Raw genomic sequence first — 15,646 nt, 5'->3', positions numbered from 1 at the left:
TTACGAGTGTCTACTTCTCGCGACGAAGGGCTATGTCGTGATACCCCTGCGGATGGAATGCGAACCAAGCGATTGAAAAATCTTCAACGTGTCCAAGTTGAAACTCGCATACCGCCTGCATCACGCCGTACGGGATCATTTCCAAAGGCGACCATGATGTAAAGTCGTTGAATATGAGATAGCCCCCCGGTTTTACTTTGTCCCAAGATGCAACGATATCCTTGGTTACGCTCTCGTAGTCATGACCGGCATCAATGTAGATCCAATCAAAGCTATCTTGTTCAAAATCGTTGACGATAGACCACGATACGCCTTCATGGAGGATTACTTGAGACGATGAAATGTAGTTGTCGAACCACGGCTTGTCGAAAAGATCGTAAGTTATATCGACGAGATGAAGTTGTTCAGGCTCGGCAACCTGGAGCATATGTTTGGCGAAATTCCCCCGTTGCGTACCGATCTCCAGTCCGCGGCCGCCTTTTGGCAGCCGAGCGATGATGGCTTCCCGATTCGGCAGTAGCTGAGCCTTCTCCATGACGGCTTCTGGGAGAGTCGGTGGCGAATTTCCATAGTATTGCAGGATAGGAAGCTGCTTTGTGCACGCGTAATAAGCTGATATCGCCGTTTGCGAGCATGTGATGGAAGCATGTACCGCCTCGCCCAGTCTTCGCTCAAGCTGTTCTATATAGTTGTTTAGGTCATCCCGACTAATTTGATCTGTCATTATGCTGTTCCGTCATCCACGCCTAATTGGCAGGCAAGAAACGCGGTCGCCCGTCAACGGCCACCAAGATGGCCGGGTTACAATTTGGAGCGACCACGCTCTGCTGCATTATAGGGCGATCAGGAACGCTATCGCGTAATCGAATCAAATTGCACAATCCGCCGGTATGGTAGCCGGAGGCGCATTCGGGGTGCTTATCTGTTGGGTGAGGCGGTGCCCGTCCGCCCTCACCTTTGAACGGTTCACCGCCAGCCGGCGTCCATCCAGTAATTGTGCGCCGTGCACATCCTCGCGTCGTCCGAGGCGAGGAACAGCACCAGTGCCGCGATGTCCGCCGGCTCGATCCGGCCGTCGAGGCATTGCGCGGCGACGATCTCCGCCTCGCCCTCGGGCGTGTACCATTTCTCCTGGCGGGGCGTCTTGACGTTGCCGGGCACCACCGCGTTGACGCGGATATTGTCGCGGCCGAGGTCGCGGGCGAGGCTGCGGGTCAGGCCTTCGATCGCCGCCTTGGCGGTCTGGTAGAGGACGAGGTCTTCGAGCCCGAGATGCCAGCTGATCGAGCCGAAGTTGATGATCGATCCGCCGCCGGCGGCCTTCATCGCCGGGATCACCGCCTGCGCCGCGAAGAACTGATGGCGCAGGTTGACGTTCATCCGCTCGTCCCAATAGGCCGGCGTCACGTCCGCGACGGTATGGCGATCGTCGTTGGCCGCGTTGTTGACCAGCACGTCGACACCGCCGAGCTCGTCCTGCAACTCGGCGAACACCGTCGCCAGCGCGGACAGGTCGGTGAGGTCGAGGCGGCGGAACAGCGGCGGATAAGCGGCGTCGCCGAGCCGCGCCACCAGCGCCTCGCTGTCCGCCACCGCCACGTCGACGAAGGCGACGCGCGCGCCCTGCCGCACGAACGCCTCGACCAGTCCGGCACCGATGCCCGATCCGCCGCCGCTGATGATCACGCGCTTGCCGCGCAGGGATGGGTAAACCGCACGCGCGTCGGTGGTCGTCAAGGTCGTCTCCGTCGTAAGGGTCATGCGAGCAGGCCGCGGCCGGCGAGGTTGCGGATCAGCGCCGATATGCCGAAGCGCCACGCCGGTGCCGCCTTGGAGGTGCTGACGGTGTTGATCAGCCGGCCGAGCCGCGGCGTCGCGATCGCCACCGTGTCGCCGACCTTGTGGGTGAAGCCCTGACCGGCGACGTCGCGATCCTGCGTCGGCGCGAACAGCGTGCCGAGGAACAGGACGAGGCCATCGGGATAATGATGCTCGCTCAGCGCCTGGCGGAGCAGCTCCTCGGGATCGCGGCTGATCTGGTTCATCGAGCTTGCGCCGTCGAGCGTATAGCCGTCGGTACCCTCGATGCGCAGCGTGATCTCCGCCTCGCGCACGTCGTCCATCGTATAATCGGCATCGAACAGGCGGACGAAGGCGCCGAGCGAACAGGAGGCGTTATTGTCCTTGGCCTTGCCGAGCAGCAGCGCCGAACGCCCCTCGAAATCGCGCAGGTTGACGTCGTTGCCGAGCGTCGCGCCCACCGCCTTGCCGTCGGGGCCGGCGAGCAGCACGACCTCGGGCTCGGGATTGTTCCAAGTCGAGTCCGAGCGGATGCCGACGTCCGCGCCCCAGCCGACCGTCGCCAGCACCGGCGCCTTGGTAAAGATCTCGGCGTCGGGGCCGATCGCGACCTCGAGATATTGCGACCACAGGCCTTCATCGATCAACGCCTGCTTGAGCGCCGCCGCTTCGGGCGAGCCGGGGACGACCGCGCGCATGCTGCCGCCGATCCGGCCTTCGAGCCGGCTGCGCACCTCGGCCGCCGCGCCGGCATCGCCGCGCGCGCGTTCTTCGATGACGCGCTCCATCGCCGAGACCGCGAAGGTCACGCCCGCCGCCTTGACGCATTGCAGATCGATCGGGCTGAGCAGCCGCGGCAAACCGTCGACGGACAGGCCGATCGCGTCGAGGGCGCCAACCGCCTCGCCCTGCGCCGCGTCGAAGCGACCGCCGGCGACGAGGTCGGCGACGGTCGGGGCGACGCGTGCCATGTCATGCACGATGCCGTCGACGATCAGCACCGGGCTGGGACCGGCGCCGAAGTCGATACGGCCGATCCAGCGCGCGCTGCGCCAGTCGCTGCCGAGCGCATCGGCGGGGTCGAAGGGGATCGGCATAAGCATCTGTCTCCGGATCGGTCGCGTCGACCGTCGGAGCGGCCGGCGCGGCGGTGGGGCTGGCCGCGACGGGATTGGCATCACCGCGGCGGGCGGGCAAGGTGCCGCGCGCCCGTGGCTGTTGCCCTCCATCCTCCCAGCTCGTTATCGCTACCATTACCTGCCGACTTCGCCGCCGCAAGCCGAAACCGCATACCATTTGTAGACGGGGCGCCCCGGATCGCAGCGGCCGGGGGCCGCGATCGGTCGCGCGGGTTGCCATTTTGCCCCCTCGCTGGTAGGGGCGGCGTTCGAACGGCGCGGACCATCGTCTGCCGCCGCTATTGCTATTGACCGAGGTGTTTCAGTTCCATGCAGATCGTCGTCCGCGACAACAACGTCGACCAGGCTCTTCGTGTGCTCAAGAAGAAGTTGCAGCGCGAGGGCGTGTATCGCGAGATGAAGCTGCGTCGTCACTTCGAAAAGCCGTCGGAAAAGCGCGCGCGCGAGCGTGCCGCGGCGGTCCGCCGTTCGCGCAAGCTCGAGCGCAAGCGCGCCGAGAAGGACGGCGCGCGCTAAGTACTGCCCGCGCCCCGTGGCCGCGCCGGTCGGGCGCAGCCGCGGGGCGCGACGTGAACCTCAACCGGTGACGGCCGGCCCGGCACCATAACCCTCAGGTGCCCCAACGATGTCGACTGTCACCGCCGTCCCGCTGCGCCCCGTCAAGCGCACCTATCTCATCTACCTCTGGGTAGGCATCGCGGTCGCGATCCTCGCCGCCTTCCTGCTGGCCCGGCAGGGCGACGATTTCCTCGCGCGGAACGCGCGCCGCAGCGACGTGGTGACCACCGCCTCCGGCTTGCAATATCAGGTGATCCAGCCCGGCGCGCCCGGTGCCGCCAAGCCGACCGACAGCGATGTCGCGCTCATCAACTATGAAGGCAAGCTGCTCAACGGCACCACCTTCGACAAGTCGCAGCAGCCGACGCCGATGCCGGTCGCCGGCGTCGTCCCCGGCTTTTCCGAGGCGCTGAAGCTGATGCCCAAGGGGTCGAAGTATCGCGTCTGGATCAAGCCGTCGCTCGGCTATGGCGCGGAGGCCAAGGGGCCGATCCCGGCCAATTCGACTTTGGTCTTCGATATCGAGCTGATCGACTTCCTGCCGGAGGCGGTGGTCCGCCAGATGCAGGCACAGGCCCAGGCGCAGCAGGGCGGCATGCCCGGTGGCCTGCCGCGCGGTGCGATGCCTCCCGGCGCGATGCCGCAGGGCGCTCCCGGCGGTCGCTGATCGATCCGCTCACGCCGGCGGCGGATCGTCCGCCGCCGGCGTCTTTTCCGCTCGCGTCGATCTGCGCCGGACAAAAAAATAGCGGCCCCGGTCGGGGCCGCCATCCTTTCCGCCGGAGCGGACGATCAGCTTAGTTGCTGTCCGAATTGTCGCTGCTGTCCGCAACCACGACGATGCCCGCGATCACCGCAGCCGCCGCGATCACCGCGACGATGATGCCGCCGCCGGCAAGCTCGTTCTTCTTCGCCGACGCCGAACCGGTGCGCACCGACTTGGCGACCGACAGGCTGGCGGCCGGATTGGCCGACGCCGCAGCGGCGGGGGCGACCGCCATGGTGGCGGCGGCGAGGGCGAGGATGGTCTTGCCGAAGGTCATGTCAAATCTCCCGAATAAGCTCGTCCGTTCGGCGCATGACAGATGATGGGAGCGCCAACAATCGTTAAGCCGCAGCGGCGCGGTTTCGTGCGACGCTGTTGCCGCCGCGCCACAGAGCAATATGTCAGCCGTCGCGCCGCGCCTGCACCAGCCAGCGCGCGGCGCCCTCCAGCCCCAGCGCGCTCAACACCCCGGTATCATAGGCCCCGGTATCGACCCCGATGCGATGCACCTGTTCGTCGAGACCGTCGCTGATCGTATGGCCATGGACGATCATCTTCTCCAGCGCGCGATCGTGGTCGAGGAACGGATTGCGGATCCAGCGCAGGTCGGCGCCGCGCTGCGAGGCGAGGTCGGTGCCGGGGCGCACCCCGGCATGGACGAAGGCATAGTCGCCGATCGTCACCATATTCTCGAACTGTTCGAGAAAGGCCTGATGGTCCGCCGGGATGCGTTCGCGCATCGCGACGTGCAGCTCCTCATAATCCATCCGGTCGTAATCGGCGGCGTCGATGCCGTAGCTCAGGATCGTCTCGCGCCCACCGATCCGGCAAAACATGCGCAGCGCCTTGGGTTCGCCCTTCAACGCTTCGAGGAACACCTCCTCGTGATTGCCGAGCAGGAAGTGCGTGTCCGGCCGTTCGGCGGCGAGCGTGCGCAGCCGTTCCAGCACACGCGCCGAGGCGGGGCCGCGATCGACCAGATCGCCGAGGAAGATCATCGTCGTCCGCGCCGGGGCGCGGCTGCGATCGTCCGCGTCGATCCGGTCGAGCAGATCGTCGAGCAGATCGGCGCAGCCGTGCACGTCGCCGATCGCATAGACGCGCTCGCCATTGGGAATGGCGGTGGTGGGCGCTACGGGAGCGCGGCCTACCTTGAGCAGCTTCTTGAGCATGGAATCCTGTCGATCGTGAGCCAAGGCAGGTAGAACGGCACGAGTCTGGCTGCAACCGTCTGAACGCGACGTGACGCTCAGCCGACGAGCCGCAGCGACTCCGTCTGCCGTGCCGCGGCGGGCTGGTCGGGCCAGATGCCGCGGGTGTCGAGCACCAGCTTGTCGCTGCGCTCCTCGACCGGCACCGATCGGAACACGTCATGATCGACCAGCACGATCATGATCGGGCAGGCCTCGATCGCGGTGTCGATGTCGATCAGCGTCGCACCGGTGCCGTCGAACGCCGCGGGCAGGCTGCTGGCATAGGGTTCGACGATCCGGACCCGCTCGCCGTAGCGCTGCGCCAACGCCTGCGCGACCTTGAGCGCCGGACTCTCCCGGAAATCGTCGATGTTCGCCTTGAAGGCGAGGCCGAGGCAGGCGACCGGCGCATCGGGGCGCGCCTCGATCATCGCGCTCGCCTGGGCGATGACGTGATCGGTCTTGCCGTCGTTAACCAGCCGGGCGGTGCGGATCAGCGGCGTATGGTCGGGGGCGGCATGGACGAGGAACCAGGGATCGACCGCGATGCAATGGCCGCCGACGCCCGGACCGGGCTGGAGGATGTTGACGCGCGGATGGCGGTTGGCGAGGCGGATCACCTCCCAGACGTCGACGCCCATCGTATCCGCGACCACGCTGAGTTCGTTGGCGAAGGCGATGTTGACGTCGCGGAAGGCGTTTTCGGTGAGCTTGGTCATCTCCGCCGCCCGCGCGGTGGTGGTGACGCAGGCGCCGCGGACGAAGCGGCGGTAGAAGGTCAGCGCCTTGCGCGCGCACCGCGGGGTGATGCCGCCGATGACGCGGTCGTTGTCGATCAGCTCGACGAGGATGCGGCCGGGCAGCACGCGCTCCGGGCAATAAGCGATGGCGACGTCGGCGGCCTCCCCGGCACGCCCCGGCACGCGCAGATCGGGGCGAAGCTGCGCGAGCAGGTCGCGGACGCGTTCGGTGGTGCCGACCGGCGAGGTCGATTCGAGAATGATCGTATCCCCCGCCTTGAGCACCGCGGCGATCGTCGTCGCGGCTTGCAGCACATAGGTGATGTCGGGCGCGTGATCCGCGGCGAAGGGCGTCGGCACCGCGATCACGAACACGTCCGCCGGCGCGATCTGCGTCGAGGCGCGCAGCGCGCCGCGCGCGACCACGCCCGAGACGAGCCCGTCGAGATCGACCTCCTCGATATGGACGCGCCCCGAATTGACCGTCTCGACGACCGACTCGGTGACGTCGACGCCGAGCACCTTCGCGCCGGTGCGGGCGATCACCGCCGCGGTCGGCAGGCCGATATAGCCGAGGCCGAGCACGACGACGTTCAATTCAGTGTCCGATAGCATCGGCGATGATCCTCGCGATCCGGGTGCTGGCGTGGCCGTCGCCAAACGGGTTATGCGCGCGCGCCATCGCGGCATAGGCCGATATGTCGTCGAGAAGCGTGAAGACTTCGGAAACGATGCGCTCTTCATCGGTACCGATCAGCCGTGCGGTGCCGGCGGCGACCCCTTCGGGCCGCTCGGTGGTGTCGCGCATCACCAGCACCGGCTTGCCGAGCGCCGGGGCTTCCTCCTGCACGCCGCCCGAATCGGTCAGCGCGAGATCGCACCAGCCGAGCGCGCGGATGAAATGCGGATAGTCGAGCGGCGCGATACGCGCGACATTGTCCGGTGTGCCGAGCCAGCGGTCCATCACCGCACCGACGTTGGGATTGGGGTGCATCGGGAAGAGGATGGCGACATCGTCACGCGCCGCGATCCGGGCGATCGCCCGTGCGATCGCCGCCATGCCGTAGCCGAAATTCTCGCGCCGGTGCGTGGTGACGAGGATGATCCGCTTGCCGGCGAACCGCTCCGCCAACGGGTCGAGCGTGGCGGCGAGGGCCGGGTCGGCGGCGATCCGCTCGCGCGTCCAGTGCAGCGCGTCGATCACCGTATTGCCGGTGACGTGCACCCCCGCGGTGACCGTCTCGCGTGCCAGCGCCGCCGCGGCGGTATCGGTCGGGGCGAAATGCAGGTCGGCGATCGGTGCGACGATGCGGCGGTTCACCTCCTCCGGCCACGGCTGGTAGATGTCGCCCGATCGCAGCCCTGCCTCGACATGCGCGACCGGGATCTTGCGGTAATAAGCGGCGAGCGCGCCGACCATCGCGGTGGCGGTATCGCCCTGGACAATGACGCGATCGGGCCGCACCGCGTCCATCACCTCGCCGAGCCCGGTGAGCAGCCGCGCGGTCAGCCGGTCGAGCGACTGGCCCGGCTCCATCAGGTCGAGGTCGATGTCGGGCGTCAGGCCGGCGATGGCGAGCACTTGGTCGAGCAGGCCGCGATGCTGCGCGGTGACGCAGGTCACCGTCTCGACTTCACCGGTCGCATCGAGCGCGCGGATCACCGGGAACAGCTTGATCGCCTCGGGCCGGGTGCCGAACACGGTCAGGATCTTGGGGCGGGCACGGGTCATCGGCGCTGACTAGCCGACCGGGCTTAATTTCGGGCTAAGCCGCAGGTCGGGCAGCCGGGGTCCTTGGGCAGGGTCAGCGTGCGGAAGCGCAGGCCCAACGTGTCGGCGAGCAGCAGCCGGCCAGCGCTGTCGTCACCGAACGGGTGCAGCGCGCGCATCACCTCGAGCGCGGCGAGGCTGCCGATCATCCCCGCCATCGGCCCGAGCACGCCGTCCTCGGCGCAACTGACGCCGGGCCGGTCGGGATCGGCGCCGACGAAGCAGCGATAGCAGGGCTTGTCCACTTCCCAACCGCGGAACACGCCGAGCTGGCCATCGAACTGGCCGATCGCCGCCGAGACGAGCGGGACCCGTGCCGCATAAGCGGCATCGGCGACGAGCAGCCGGGTGGTGAAATTGTCGCAGCCGTCGAGCACGACATCCGCCGTCGCGACCAGCGCCGCGACCGTGTCCGCTGCGACGCGCGTGGTCTCCGCGACGGCCGCGACATGCGGATTGAGCCGCCGCGCCGCCGCTGCCGCACGCTCGGCCTTGCCGGCGCCGATGTCGTCGCTGGTGTAGATCGTCTGGCGCTGGAGGTTGGAGAGGTCGACGTGATCGTCGTCGACGATGGTCAGGCGTCCGATACCGGCGGCGGCGAGATACTGAATCGCCGGCGAGCCGATGCCACCGGCACCGATCACCAGCACCCGCGCGGCGGCGAAGCGCTGCTGCCCGGCGCCGCCGACCTCCTTCAATACGATATGACGGGCGTAGCGGGTCAGCTCCGCGTCGGACAGCGTCACGCCGGCCAGGTGAAGGTCAGGCTGGTGCGATACCAGCTGTCGGCATCGGTATCGCCCGGGGTGACATTGCCGCGCGCCATGCTCGACACCAGCCCGGCGGCATATTGCTCAACCGAAGGACAGGCGATGGCGCGGGGCACGACCCGCTTCGGCGTGCCGCCGGGCCCGACCAGCACCGCCAGATCGACCTTGAGCACATAGCCCTGCGCCGACAGCGTCGCCGCGTTGCAGCGGCCGGCCTTGACCTCGGCGCGGACGAAGCTCGACAGAGTGCCGCCGTCATCGGGATCGCGGCTGTAGGGGAGGGGATGGAGCTGGCTCCAGTCCTGCGGCGGCATCGGCGGGGCCGAGACGCCGGCAAGTTGTGCCGCCAAAAGCCATGCTGTAATCATCGGTCGGTCGATCCAAATCCTCCGCTGCCGCGCGCGGTATCGTCGAGTGCGTCGACCAAGACCAGCGTGGCGCGCTGAACCGGGGCGGGGACGAGTTGGGCGATCCGCTCGCCGCGCGCGATATCGACCGGCGCGGCGCCGAGATTGGCGAGGATCACCTTGATCTCGCCGCGATAATCGCAGTCGATCGTGCCCGGCGTGTTGAGGCAGGTGATGCCGTGCTTGAGCGCGAGGCCGGACCGCGGCCGAACCTGCACCTCATAGCCTTCCGGGATCGCCACCGCGAATCCGGTCGCCACCGCCGCGCGCGCGCCCGGGGCAAGCGTCAGGGTTTCCGCGGCAACGATATCGAGCCCCGCCGCGCCTGCGGTCGCATAGACCGGCGGCGGGAGTCCCTCGCCATGGGGCAGGCGGCGCAGGCGAAGCTCGATGTCAGGACTCATCCGGGTTGAGCTACTCCGCCTTGTCGAACGGATCAAGAACCAGCGCCGCCGCGATCCGGTCGGCGAGCCGGCGTGCGACCGCCGCCTTCGGCAGCCGCTCCCATGATTCGACGCCATCGGCGGTGACGAGGTGGACCGTATTGGCCTCGCCGCCGAATACGTCGCCGGACACGTCGTTGGCGACGATCCAGTCGGCCCGCTTGCGGATGCGCTTCGCCGTCGCCTGTTCGACGACGCGTTCGGTCTCCGCGGCGAACCCGACGACGAGGCGCGGCCGCTGCAGCCCTTGCGCGAGCGTCGCGAGGATGTCCGGGTTTTCGGCGAGCACCAGCGCGGGCGGTTTATCGCCCTTCTTGACCTTCTGCGGCGCGGCGGCGACGTGCCAGTCGGCGACCGCGGCGACCATCACCGCGGCATCGGCGGGCAGCGCCGCCGCCACCGCCGCCGCCATCTCCGCGGCGGTGACGACGTCGATGCGGTGCACGCCCGGCGGCGTGGCGAGCGTCACCGGACCGGCGACCAGCGTCACCGCGGCACCCAGGTCGGCGAGCGCTGCGGCGATGGCGAAGCCCTGCCGCCCCGACGAGCGGTTGGCGATATAGCGGACCGGATCGATCGGCTCGTGCGTCGGCCCGGCGGTGACCAGCACGTGGCGCCCGGCGAGCGGTCGTTCGCGCGGGGCGAGCATCGCCGCCACCGCCGCGGCGATCGCCGCGGGTTCGGGCAGGCGGCCGGGGCCGAACTCGCCGCAGGCCATCGCCCCGGCATCGGGTTCGAGGATGGTGACGCCATCGGCGCGCAACTGCGCGACGTTGCGCAGCGTCGCGGGATGCTGCCACATCCGCACGTTCATCGCCGGCGCCGCCAGCACCGGCGTGTCGGTGGCGAGCAGCAAGGTGGTGGCGAGGTCGTCGGCGAGGCCGCCGGCCATCCGCGCCAGCAGATCGGCGGTCGCCGGCGCCACGACGATCAGATCGGCCTGCCGGCTGAGCTGGATATGCCCCATCTCGGCCTCGTCCTTGAGGTCCCACAGGCTGGTGTAGACCTTGTCCTCGCTGAGTGCGGCGAGCGTCATCGGCGTGACGAAGTGGCTGGCGCCCTCGGTCATCACGCAGCGCACCTGATGCCCCTGCCGGCGCAGCAGCCGGATCAGCTCGCAGGCCTTGTAGGCGGCAATGCCGCCGCCGACGATCAGCAGGATACGCGTCATCGCACCACCCTCTTCACCGTAATCCGCCGCCGGTCGCCCGCCGCCTCGATCAGGTCGCGCAGGCCGTCGGGCGCGAAGACGAGGCCGACGAGCAGCAGCGGCGCGATCAGCAGGCCCCAATAGAAGGTATCGACGCGGCCGAACACGCTCAGCACCACGGCATAGCCGAGCAGCACCGCGAGCACGCGCAGTCCCGTCCGGTCACGCCACGCCGCCCAGCCGAACAACGCGAGTCCGACCAGCGGTGCGGCCAGCCACAGGGGCGCGATCATCAGCGCGGTCGACACGGTCATCGTCCGTACGAAGAAGCCGAACCCGAGATGCCCCGACCAGCCCGGCGACGCCGGATCAAGCGGCCCGACCACCTGCGCCACCGCATGGGCATGCGCCGCCAGCGCCAGCGTCAGGATCGCCGCGGCGACCGCCCAGGCCGCCGCCTCGCGCCGCTCGCCCTCGACGAGCGCGCCGACCGTCATCAGGAGCAGGTAGAGTCCCGCGGTCTCACGGATCACCGCCGCCGACAGGCCGAAGGCGACCGCGGGCAGCCACTGGCCGCGCCGGTGCACGCCGAGCGACAAAGCGATCAGCAACCCCGCCCAGATCTCGTGAAAGGCGAGCAGTTCGCGCTGGACGAAGGCCATCAATCCGCCGGCAAGCAGCACCATCGCGATCACCCGCGGCGGCGGTCGCGCAAAGACGGGGGCAAGCCGCTGCCACCAGGCGAGCATCACCGCGGCGGCGAGCAGATACAGCAGCAGCACGACGATCGCATGGGGAACCGAGGCCTGGACGATCGCCAGCGTCGGCAGGCGCACGGTGACGAACGGCCGCAGCGGATAATTGCCGGCGCGCATCGCCTCGGTCGCGGTGTCGTAATAGCCGGCGCCATGGCGGACGTTGGCGACGATCGTCTCGTACAGCACGACATCGGCCTGATCATCGTCGCGCCGCCCGGCATCGCCGCTCGCGGCGGGCGGCGTCGGCGCGGCGAAGACGAGCAACGTCGCGAGCAGCAGCAGCGCCAGTGCCGCCAGCGCCGCCGCGGCATTGCGCGGCGACAGGCCGGCGAACCGCGACGGCTGCACCAGCCATAACGGGGCGGGGCCGCGCCGCATCATCGGCTCAGTGGACGACCAGCCAGGTCGCACCGACGCTCGCCACCGCCGTCGCGGCGGCGACAGCGGCATAGCGCCAGCCACCGCCGATCCGCACCACCTCGATCTCGCGCAGCGGCGGGGCGGGGGGCTCGCCGCCCGGCGCCGGGTAGCGCGCCTCGATCCGGCGGATGAGTTCGGGCAAAGCGGCGATCGTCTTGACGTCGGCGATCAGCCGGTCGGCAATCGCCGCCTCCGGCCCCAATTCGGTGCGGATCCATTCGCGTACGAACGGCGCGGCCGACTCCCACAGATTGATGTCGGGATCGAGCCGCGTCGCGACGCCCTCGACCATCACCATCGTCTTTTGCAGCAGCAGCAGATGCGGCTGCGTCACCATGTCGAAATCGCGGGTGATCGAGAACAGCCCGTCGAGCATCATCCCGATCGACATGTCCTTGACCGGCAGGCCGCGCATCGGCTCGCCGACCGCCCGCAGCGCGGTGGCGAATTCCGCGACATTGTGGTGGCTCGGGACATAGCCGGCCTCGAAGTGGATTTCGGCGACGCGGCGGTAATTGCCGGTGATCAGGCCATAGAGGATCTCGGCGAGCCAGACGCGCGCGCGCCGGTCGATCCGCCCCATGATGCCGAAGTCGATCGCGGCGATGCGGTTGCCGGGCAGAGCGAACAGATTGCCCTGATGCATGTCGGCGTGGAAGAAGCCCTCCGCGATCGCCTGGCGCAGGAACGCCTGAACCAGGGTGTTGGCGAGCTTGGGCAGGTCATAGCCCGCCGCGACCAGCGCGGCACGATCGGACAATTTGATGCCGTCGATCCACTCGACCGTCAGCACGCGCGCGGTCGACCGTTGCCAGTCGATCGCGGGAACGACGAAATCGGGTTCGGCGGTCATCGACTCGGCGAGTTCGGACGCCGATGCCGCCTCGCGTCGGAAGTTGAGTTCGCGCGCGGTCCAGCGTTTGAAGTTCTCGACCGTCAGCCGCGGCCGCAGCCGCCGCGCCTCGATGCTCATCCCTTCGAGCTGCGCCGCCGCCCATTCATAGGTGGCGATCGCGCGAGTGAAATCCGCCTCGACGCCGGGGCGCAGCACCTTGACCGCGACGGTGCGGCCGTCGGTGGTCACCGCGCGATGCACCTGCGCGATCGAGGCGGCGCCGACCGGCTGCTCCTCGATCTGGCGGAACAGATCGGACGGCGGGCGGCCGAGGCTTGCCTCCATCGCCGCGGCGATCGTCGCATAGGGCACGGGCGGCAGCTGGTCCTGCAGGCGCAGCAGATCCTGCGTCGCCTCCTCGCCGACCAGATCGGGGCGGGTGGCGAGCGTCTGGCCGAGCTTGATCGCGGCCGGCCCGATCGCCTGGAACGCATCGGCATAGCGCGGGGTCTTGGGCACGCGCGCGCCGAACCGGGCGACGCGGGCGAGCCGGCGCACCGGCGCGGGCGTGTTGGGATCGCGCTCGATGCCGCGCAGCGCGCCGTGACGGGCGAGGATACGGCCCCATTTGAGCAGCCGCCAGACATGGGTGACCGCCGCGGTCATCGGACGCGCCTTACGATCGTCAAATCTTCCACCCCGAATGGATCGCGACCAGCCCGCCGAGGATCGGCTCCGCCTTGGTGCGGACGAAACCGGCCTCGCCGATCATCGCCTGGAAGCGCGGCATGTCGGGGAAGCGGCGGATCGATTCGATCAGATAGCGGTAGCTGTCGGCATCCTGCGCGAGCAACTGGCCGAGCTTGGGGACGAGCTTGTGCGAATAGCTGTCGTAGACGTCCTTGAACCCCGGCCAGGTCGTCGTCGAGAATTCGAGGCAGAAGAAACGGCCGCCGCGGCGCAGCACGCGATGCGCCTCGCGCAGCGCCTTGGGAACGTCGGTGACGTTCCGGATGCCGAAGGCGATCGTATAGGCGTCGAAGAACCGGTCGGGGAAGGTCAGCGTCTCGGCATTGGCCTCGGTCCACACCAGCCCGTCGATGCCGCGCTTGGCGGCGCGCTGCATGCCGACCTCGAGCATTGCCGGATTGATGTCCGCCACCGTCACCGAGGCGCCCGATGCGGCAAGCCGGAACGCGATGTCGCCGGTGCCGCCCGCCATGTCGAGGATCTGCTGGCCCGGCTGCGGCTGCACGCGCCGGACGAAGCGGTCTTTCCACAGGCGATGCATGCCGCCGGACATCGCATCGTTCATCAGGTCATAGTTTTTGGCGACGCTGGAGAAGACGCCGCCGACGCGCGCGGTCTTTTCGTCGGGGGCGACGTCCTCATAGCCGAAGGAGACGGTTCCGGGGGGGGCGGTGTCGGTCATGGCTCTGCCCTAGCCGCCGCTTGTGGCGGGGGCAAACGCAACCTAGCTGTTTGACGTGCCTGAACTCCCCGAAGTCGAAACCACCGTCCGCGGTCTCACCCCGGTGCTCGCCGGCCAGCGGCTGACGCTGGTCGAACCGCGCCGCGCCGACCTGCGCAAGGCGATCCCGCCCGACCTGCGCCAGCGGCTCACCGGCGCCACCGTCACTGCGCTCGGCCGTCGCGCCAAATATGGCCTGATCGACACCGATCGCGGCGACACCCTGATTTTCCATCTCGGCATGTCGGGGCGCTGGCGCGTTGACCCGGCCGAGCCGCTCGCGCACGATCATCTGCTGATCGAGACGGCGGACGGGCGGAGCCTGGTGCTCAACGATCCGCGTCGCTTCGGCTTTCTCGATCTCGTCGAGACGTCGGCGCTGGCGTTCTATCCGCCGTTCCTGGCGATGGGGCCGGAGCCGCTCGGCGAGGATTTCACCGGCGCCTATCTCGACGCCGCGCTTGCCGGCCGCGCCGCACCGATCAAGGCGATGCTGCTCGACCAGCGGATCGTCGCCGGGCTCGGCAACATCTATGTCTGCGAGGCGCTGCATGTCGCCCGCATCGCGCCGACCCGCGCCGCCGGGCAGATCACCCGGCCGCGACTCGACCGGCTCGCCGTGGCGGTGCGCGAGGTGTTGCTCGCGGCGATCGAGGCGGGCGGATCGACGCTGCGCGACTATGCCCGGCCGGATGGCGAGCTCGGCTATTTCTCCAAACAGTTCCTCGTCTATGGTCGCGAGGGCGAGCCGTGCCATTGCGGCGGCACCGTCCGGCGCCGCGTCGATAGCGGCCGTTCGACCTTCTATTGCCCCAAGTGCCAGCGGAATTGAGGTGCGTCGCCATTTCGCCGCAAGACCGGGATGCTCGGAGGGTGAAGCAAGGAGCGAGGTTGACCTCGCACACCGCCTTCGCTAAGGGCGCTGCCTTCGAGAGGGCGTAGGGTGATCCGGCGCCGCTCTGACCAGACCCTATACTCGCAAGGACGTACCGAATGGCGAATACGCCGCAAGCCAAGAAGCGCATCCGTCGCAACGATCGCCGCGCCGAAATCAACGGAAACCGCGTCGGCCGTATCCGCACCTTCATCAAGAAGGTGGAAGCGGCGCTCGCCTCGGGCGACAAGACCGCGGCGACGACGGCGTTGGCGGCGGTGCAGCCCGAGCTGCAGCGTGGCGTTGCCAAGGGCGTGCTCCACAAGAACACCGCGAGCCGCAAGTTCTCGCGTCTGACCAAGGCGGTCAGCACGCTCGCCTGATCCTTCTGTTTCAGGTCGATTTCGACCCGTCGGGACACGCGTCCCGGCGGGTTTTTTGATGTCGATTTCGGGTCGATCGGGAACGAAAACGGAAAGCACGGACTTCCCGCGATTCGAGTGCCGCGGATTTGCGCCCTTCCGCGCGGTCCGCCCGAAAAATCGAGCAAT

18 protein-coding genes are annotated in these 15,646 nt (G+C 68.3%); 4 read left to right on the top strand and 14 right to left on the bottom strand.

Annotated features, from left to right (window positions below):
* Positions 1-10 precede the first annotated feature (10 nt).
* From V8201_RS10370 to V8201_RS10360, 3 genes are all read right to left on the bottom strand, one after another.
* Positions 11-535 (bottom strand): class I SAM-dependent methyltransferase, encoded by a 525-nt coding sequence (locus V8201_RS10370; RefSeq protein WP_336545221.1) that lies wholly within the window; start codon positions 533-535, stop codon positions 11-13.
* A gap of 431 nt (positions 536-966) precedes the next feature.
* A complete protein-coding gene (gene xylB, locus V8201_RS10365) occupies positions 967-1,761 on the bottom strand; it encodes a D-xylose 1-dehydrogenase (RefSeq protein ID WP_336545220.1) in 795 nt (264 codons plus the stop codon).
* Positions 1,758-2,897, bottom strand: coding sequence for a fumarylacetoacetate hydrolase family protein (locus V8201_RS10360; RefSeq protein WP_336545219.1), 1,140 nt, complete (start codon positions 2,895-2,897; stop codon positions 1,758-1,760). The genes xylB and V8201_RS10360 overlap by 4 nt, the downstream gene beginning before the upstream one ends.
* Before the next feature lie 351 nt (positions 2,898-3,248).
* Between V8201_RS10360 and rpsU the strand changes: the two genes are divergently transcribed.
* Complete coding sequence (gene rpsU, locus V8201_RS10355; protein WP_037534854.1) at positions 3,249-3,455, top strand: 30S ribosomal protein S21; 207 nt, start codon at positions 3,249-3,251, stop codon at positions 3,453-3,455.
* Positions 3,456-3,564: 109 nt separating this feature from the next.
* Positions 3,565-4,164: an FKBP-type peptidyl-prolyl cis-trans isomerase gene (locus tag V8201_RS10350; RefSeq protein ID WP_037534853.1), complete on the top strand. Its 600-nt coding sequence runs from the start codon at positions 3,565-3,567 to the stop codon at positions 4,162-4,164.
* A 130-nt stretch (positions 4,165-4,294) separates the two neighbouring features.
* Here V8201_RS10350 and V8201_RS10345 read toward each other — a convergent pair whose 3' ends face one another.
* From V8201_RS10345 to V8201_RS10295, 11 genes are all read right to left on the bottom strand, one after another.
* On the bottom strand, positions 4,295-4,540 hold the full coding sequence (locus V8201_RS10345; protein WP_037534852.1) for a hypothetical protein: 246 nt from the start codon (positions 4,538-4,540) through the stop codon (positions 4,295-4,297).
* Between the two features lie 124 nt (positions 4,541-4,664).
* Positions 4,665-5,435: a metallophosphoesterase gene (locus tag V8201_RS10340; RefSeq protein ID WP_336545218.1), complete on the bottom strand. Its 771-nt coding sequence runs from the start codon at positions 5,433-5,435 to the stop codon at positions 4,665-4,667.
* 77 nt (positions 5,436-5,512) lie between these two features.
* Positions 5,513-6,811, bottom strand: coding sequence for a UDP-N-acetyl-D-mannosamine dehydrogenase (wecC, locus tag V8201_RS10335; protein ID WP_336545217.1), 1,299 nt, complete (start codon positions 6,809-6,811; stop codon positions 5,513-5,515).
* Positions 6,795-7,928, bottom strand: a complete 1,134-nt coding sequence (gene wecB / locus V8201_RS10330; RefSeq protein WP_336545216.1) for a non-hydrolyzing UDP-N-acetylglucosamine 2-epimerase — start codon at positions 7,926-7,928, stop codon at positions 6,795-6,797. Before wecB ends, wecC begins: the two co-directional genes overlap by 17 nt.
* A gap of 23 nt (positions 7,929-7,951) precedes the next feature.
* Positions 7,952-8,713: a HesA/MoeB/ThiF family protein gene (locus V8201_RS10325; protein ID WP_037534848.1), complete on the bottom strand. Its 762-nt coding sequence runs from the start codon at positions 8,711-8,713 to the stop codon at positions 7,952-7,954.
* Complete coding sequence (locus tag V8201_RS10320) at positions 8,710-9,087, bottom strand: hypothetical protein (protein WP_336545215.1); 378 nt, start codon at positions 9,085-9,087, stop codon at positions 8,710-8,712. The genes V8201_RS10325 and V8201_RS10320 overlap by 4 nt, the downstream gene beginning before the upstream one ends.
* 14 nt (positions 9,088-9,101) lie before the next feature.
* Positions 9,102-9,548, bottom strand: coding sequence for a dUTP diphosphatase (gene dut / locus V8201_RS10315; protein WP_336545214.1), 447 nt, complete (start codon positions 9,546-9,548; stop codon positions 9,102-9,104).
* 10 nt (positions 9,549-9,558) lie between these two features.
* Positions 9,559-10,758 carry a bifunctional phosphopantothenoylcysteine decarboxylase/phosphopantothenate--cysteine ligase CoaBC gene (coaBC, locus tag V8201_RS10310; RefSeq protein ID WP_336545213.1) on the bottom strand — a complete coding sequence of 400 codons (1,200 nt, stop codon included), beginning with the start codon at positions 10,756-10,758 and terminating at the stop codon, positions 9,559-9,561.
* Positions 10,755-11,873 carry a hypothetical protein gene (locus V8201_RS10305; protein ID WP_271298938.1) on the bottom strand — a complete coding sequence of 373 codons (1,119 nt, stop codon included), beginning with the start codon at positions 11,871-11,873 and terminating at the stop codon, positions 10,755-10,757. The genes coaBC and V8201_RS10305 overlap by 4 nt, the downstream gene beginning before the upstream one ends.
* Positions 11,874-11,880: 7 nt before the next feature.
* Positions 11,881-13,416, bottom strand: a complete 1,536-nt coding sequence (gene ubiB, locus V8201_RS10300) for a 2-polyprenylphenol 6-hydroxylase (protein ID WP_037534843.1) — start codon at positions 13,414-13,416, stop codon at positions 11,881-11,883.
* A 19-nt stretch (positions 13,417-13,435) separates the two neighbouring features.
* Positions 13,436-14,182 (bottom strand): class I SAM-dependent methyltransferase, encoded by a 747-nt coding sequence (locus V8201_RS10295; protein ID WP_336545212.1) that lies wholly within the window; start codon positions 14,180-14,182, stop codon positions 13,436-13,438.
* Positions 14,183-14,237: 55 nt separating this feature from the next.
* Between V8201_RS10295 and mutM the strand changes: the two genes are divergently transcribed.
* Together mutM and rpsT are read left to right on the top strand one after the other, a co-directional pair.
* Positions 14,238-15,053, top strand: a complete 816-nt coding sequence (mutM, locus tag V8201_RS10290) for a bifunctional DNA-formamidopyrimidine glycosylase/DNA-(apurinic or apyrimidinic site) lyase (protein WP_336545211.1) — start codon at positions 14,238-14,240, stop codon at positions 15,051-15,053.
* 161 nt (positions 15,054-15,214) lie between these two features.
* The gene (gene rpsT / locus V8201_RS10285; RefSeq protein ID WP_037534840.1) at positions 15,215-15,478 is read left to right on the top strand and encodes a 30S ribosomal protein S20; all 264 of its coding nucleotides are present in this window, start codon (positions 15,215-15,217) and stop codon (positions 15,476-15,478) included.
* Positions 15,479-15,646: the final 168 nt, after the last annotated feature.

Origin of the sequence: Sphingomonas kyungheensis, from assembly GCF_037120395.1 — a bacterium.
Classification (GTDB): Bacteria; Pseudomonadota; Alphaproteobacteria; order Sphingomonadales; family Sphingomonadaceae; genus Sphingomonas; species Sphingomonas kyungheensis.
Note: the sequence above shows the minus strand (reverse complement) of the source record. Positions and strands in the feature narration are given on the sequence as shown.

What these genes read in the sequence shown, in the direction of transcription:
- V8201_RS10370 (WP_336545221.1), bottom strand. Translation starts at nt 535, where the DNA reads ATGGAGAAGGCTCAGCTACTGCCGAATCGGGAAGCCATCATCGCTCGG.
- xylB (WP_336545220.1), bottom strand. Translation starts at nt 1,761, where the DNA reads ATGACCCTTACGACGGAGACGACCTTGACGACCACCGACGCGCGTGCG.
- V8201_RS10360 (WP_336545219.1), bottom strand. Translation starts at nt 2,897, where the DNA reads ATGCCGATCCCCTTCGACCCCGCCGATGCGCTCGGCAGCGACTGGCGC.
- rpsU (WP_037534854.1), top strand. Translation starts at nt 3,249, where the DNA reads ATGCAGATCGTCGTCCGCGACAACAACGTCGACCAGGCTCTTCGTGTG.
- V8201_RS10350 (WP_037534853.1), top strand. Translation starts at nt 3,565, where the DNA reads ATGTCGACTGTCACCGCCGTCCCGCTGCGCCCCGTCAAGCGCACCTAT.
- V8201_RS10345 (WP_037534852.1), bottom strand. Translation starts at nt 4,540, where the DNA reads ATGACCTTCGGCAAGACCATCCTCGCCCTCGCCGCCGCCACCATGGCG.
- V8201_RS10340 (WP_336545218.1), bottom strand. Translation starts at nt 5,435, where the DNA reads ATGCTCAAGAAGCTGCTCAAGGTAGGCCGCGCTCCCGTAGCGCCCACC.
- wecC (WP_336545217.1), bottom strand. Translation starts at nt 6,811, where the DNA reads ATGCTATCGGACACTGAATTGAACGTCGTCGTGCTCGGCCTCGGCTAT.
- wecB (WP_336545216.1), bottom strand. Translation starts at nt 7,928, where the DNA reads ATGACCCGTGCCCGCCCCAAGATCCTGACCGTGTTCGGCACCCGGCCC.
- dut (WP_336545214.1), bottom strand. Translation starts at nt 9,548, where the DNA reads ATGAGTCCTGACATCGAGCTTCGCCTGCGCCGCCTGCCCCATGGCGAG.
- coaBC (WP_336545213.1), bottom strand. Translation starts at nt 10,758, where the DNA reads ATGACGCGTATCCTGCTGATCGTCGGCGGCGGCATTGCCGCCTACAAG.
- V8201_RS10305 (WP_271298938.1), bottom strand. Translation starts at nt 11,873, where the DNA reads ATGCGGCGCGGCCCCGCCCCGTTATGGCTGGTGCAGCCGTCGCGGTTC.
- ubiB (WP_037534843.1), bottom strand. Translation starts at nt 13,416, where the DNA reads ATGACCGCGGCGGTCACCCATGTCTGGCGGCTGCTCAAATGGGGCCGT.
- V8201_RS10295 (WP_336545212.1), bottom strand. Translation starts at nt 14,182, where the DNA reads ATGACCGACACCGCCCCCCCCGGAACCGTCTCCTTCGGCTATGAGGAC.
- rpsT (WP_037534840.1), top strand. Translation starts at nt 15,215, where the DNA reads ATGGCGAATACGCCGCAAGCCAAGAAGCGCATCCGTCGCAACGATCGC.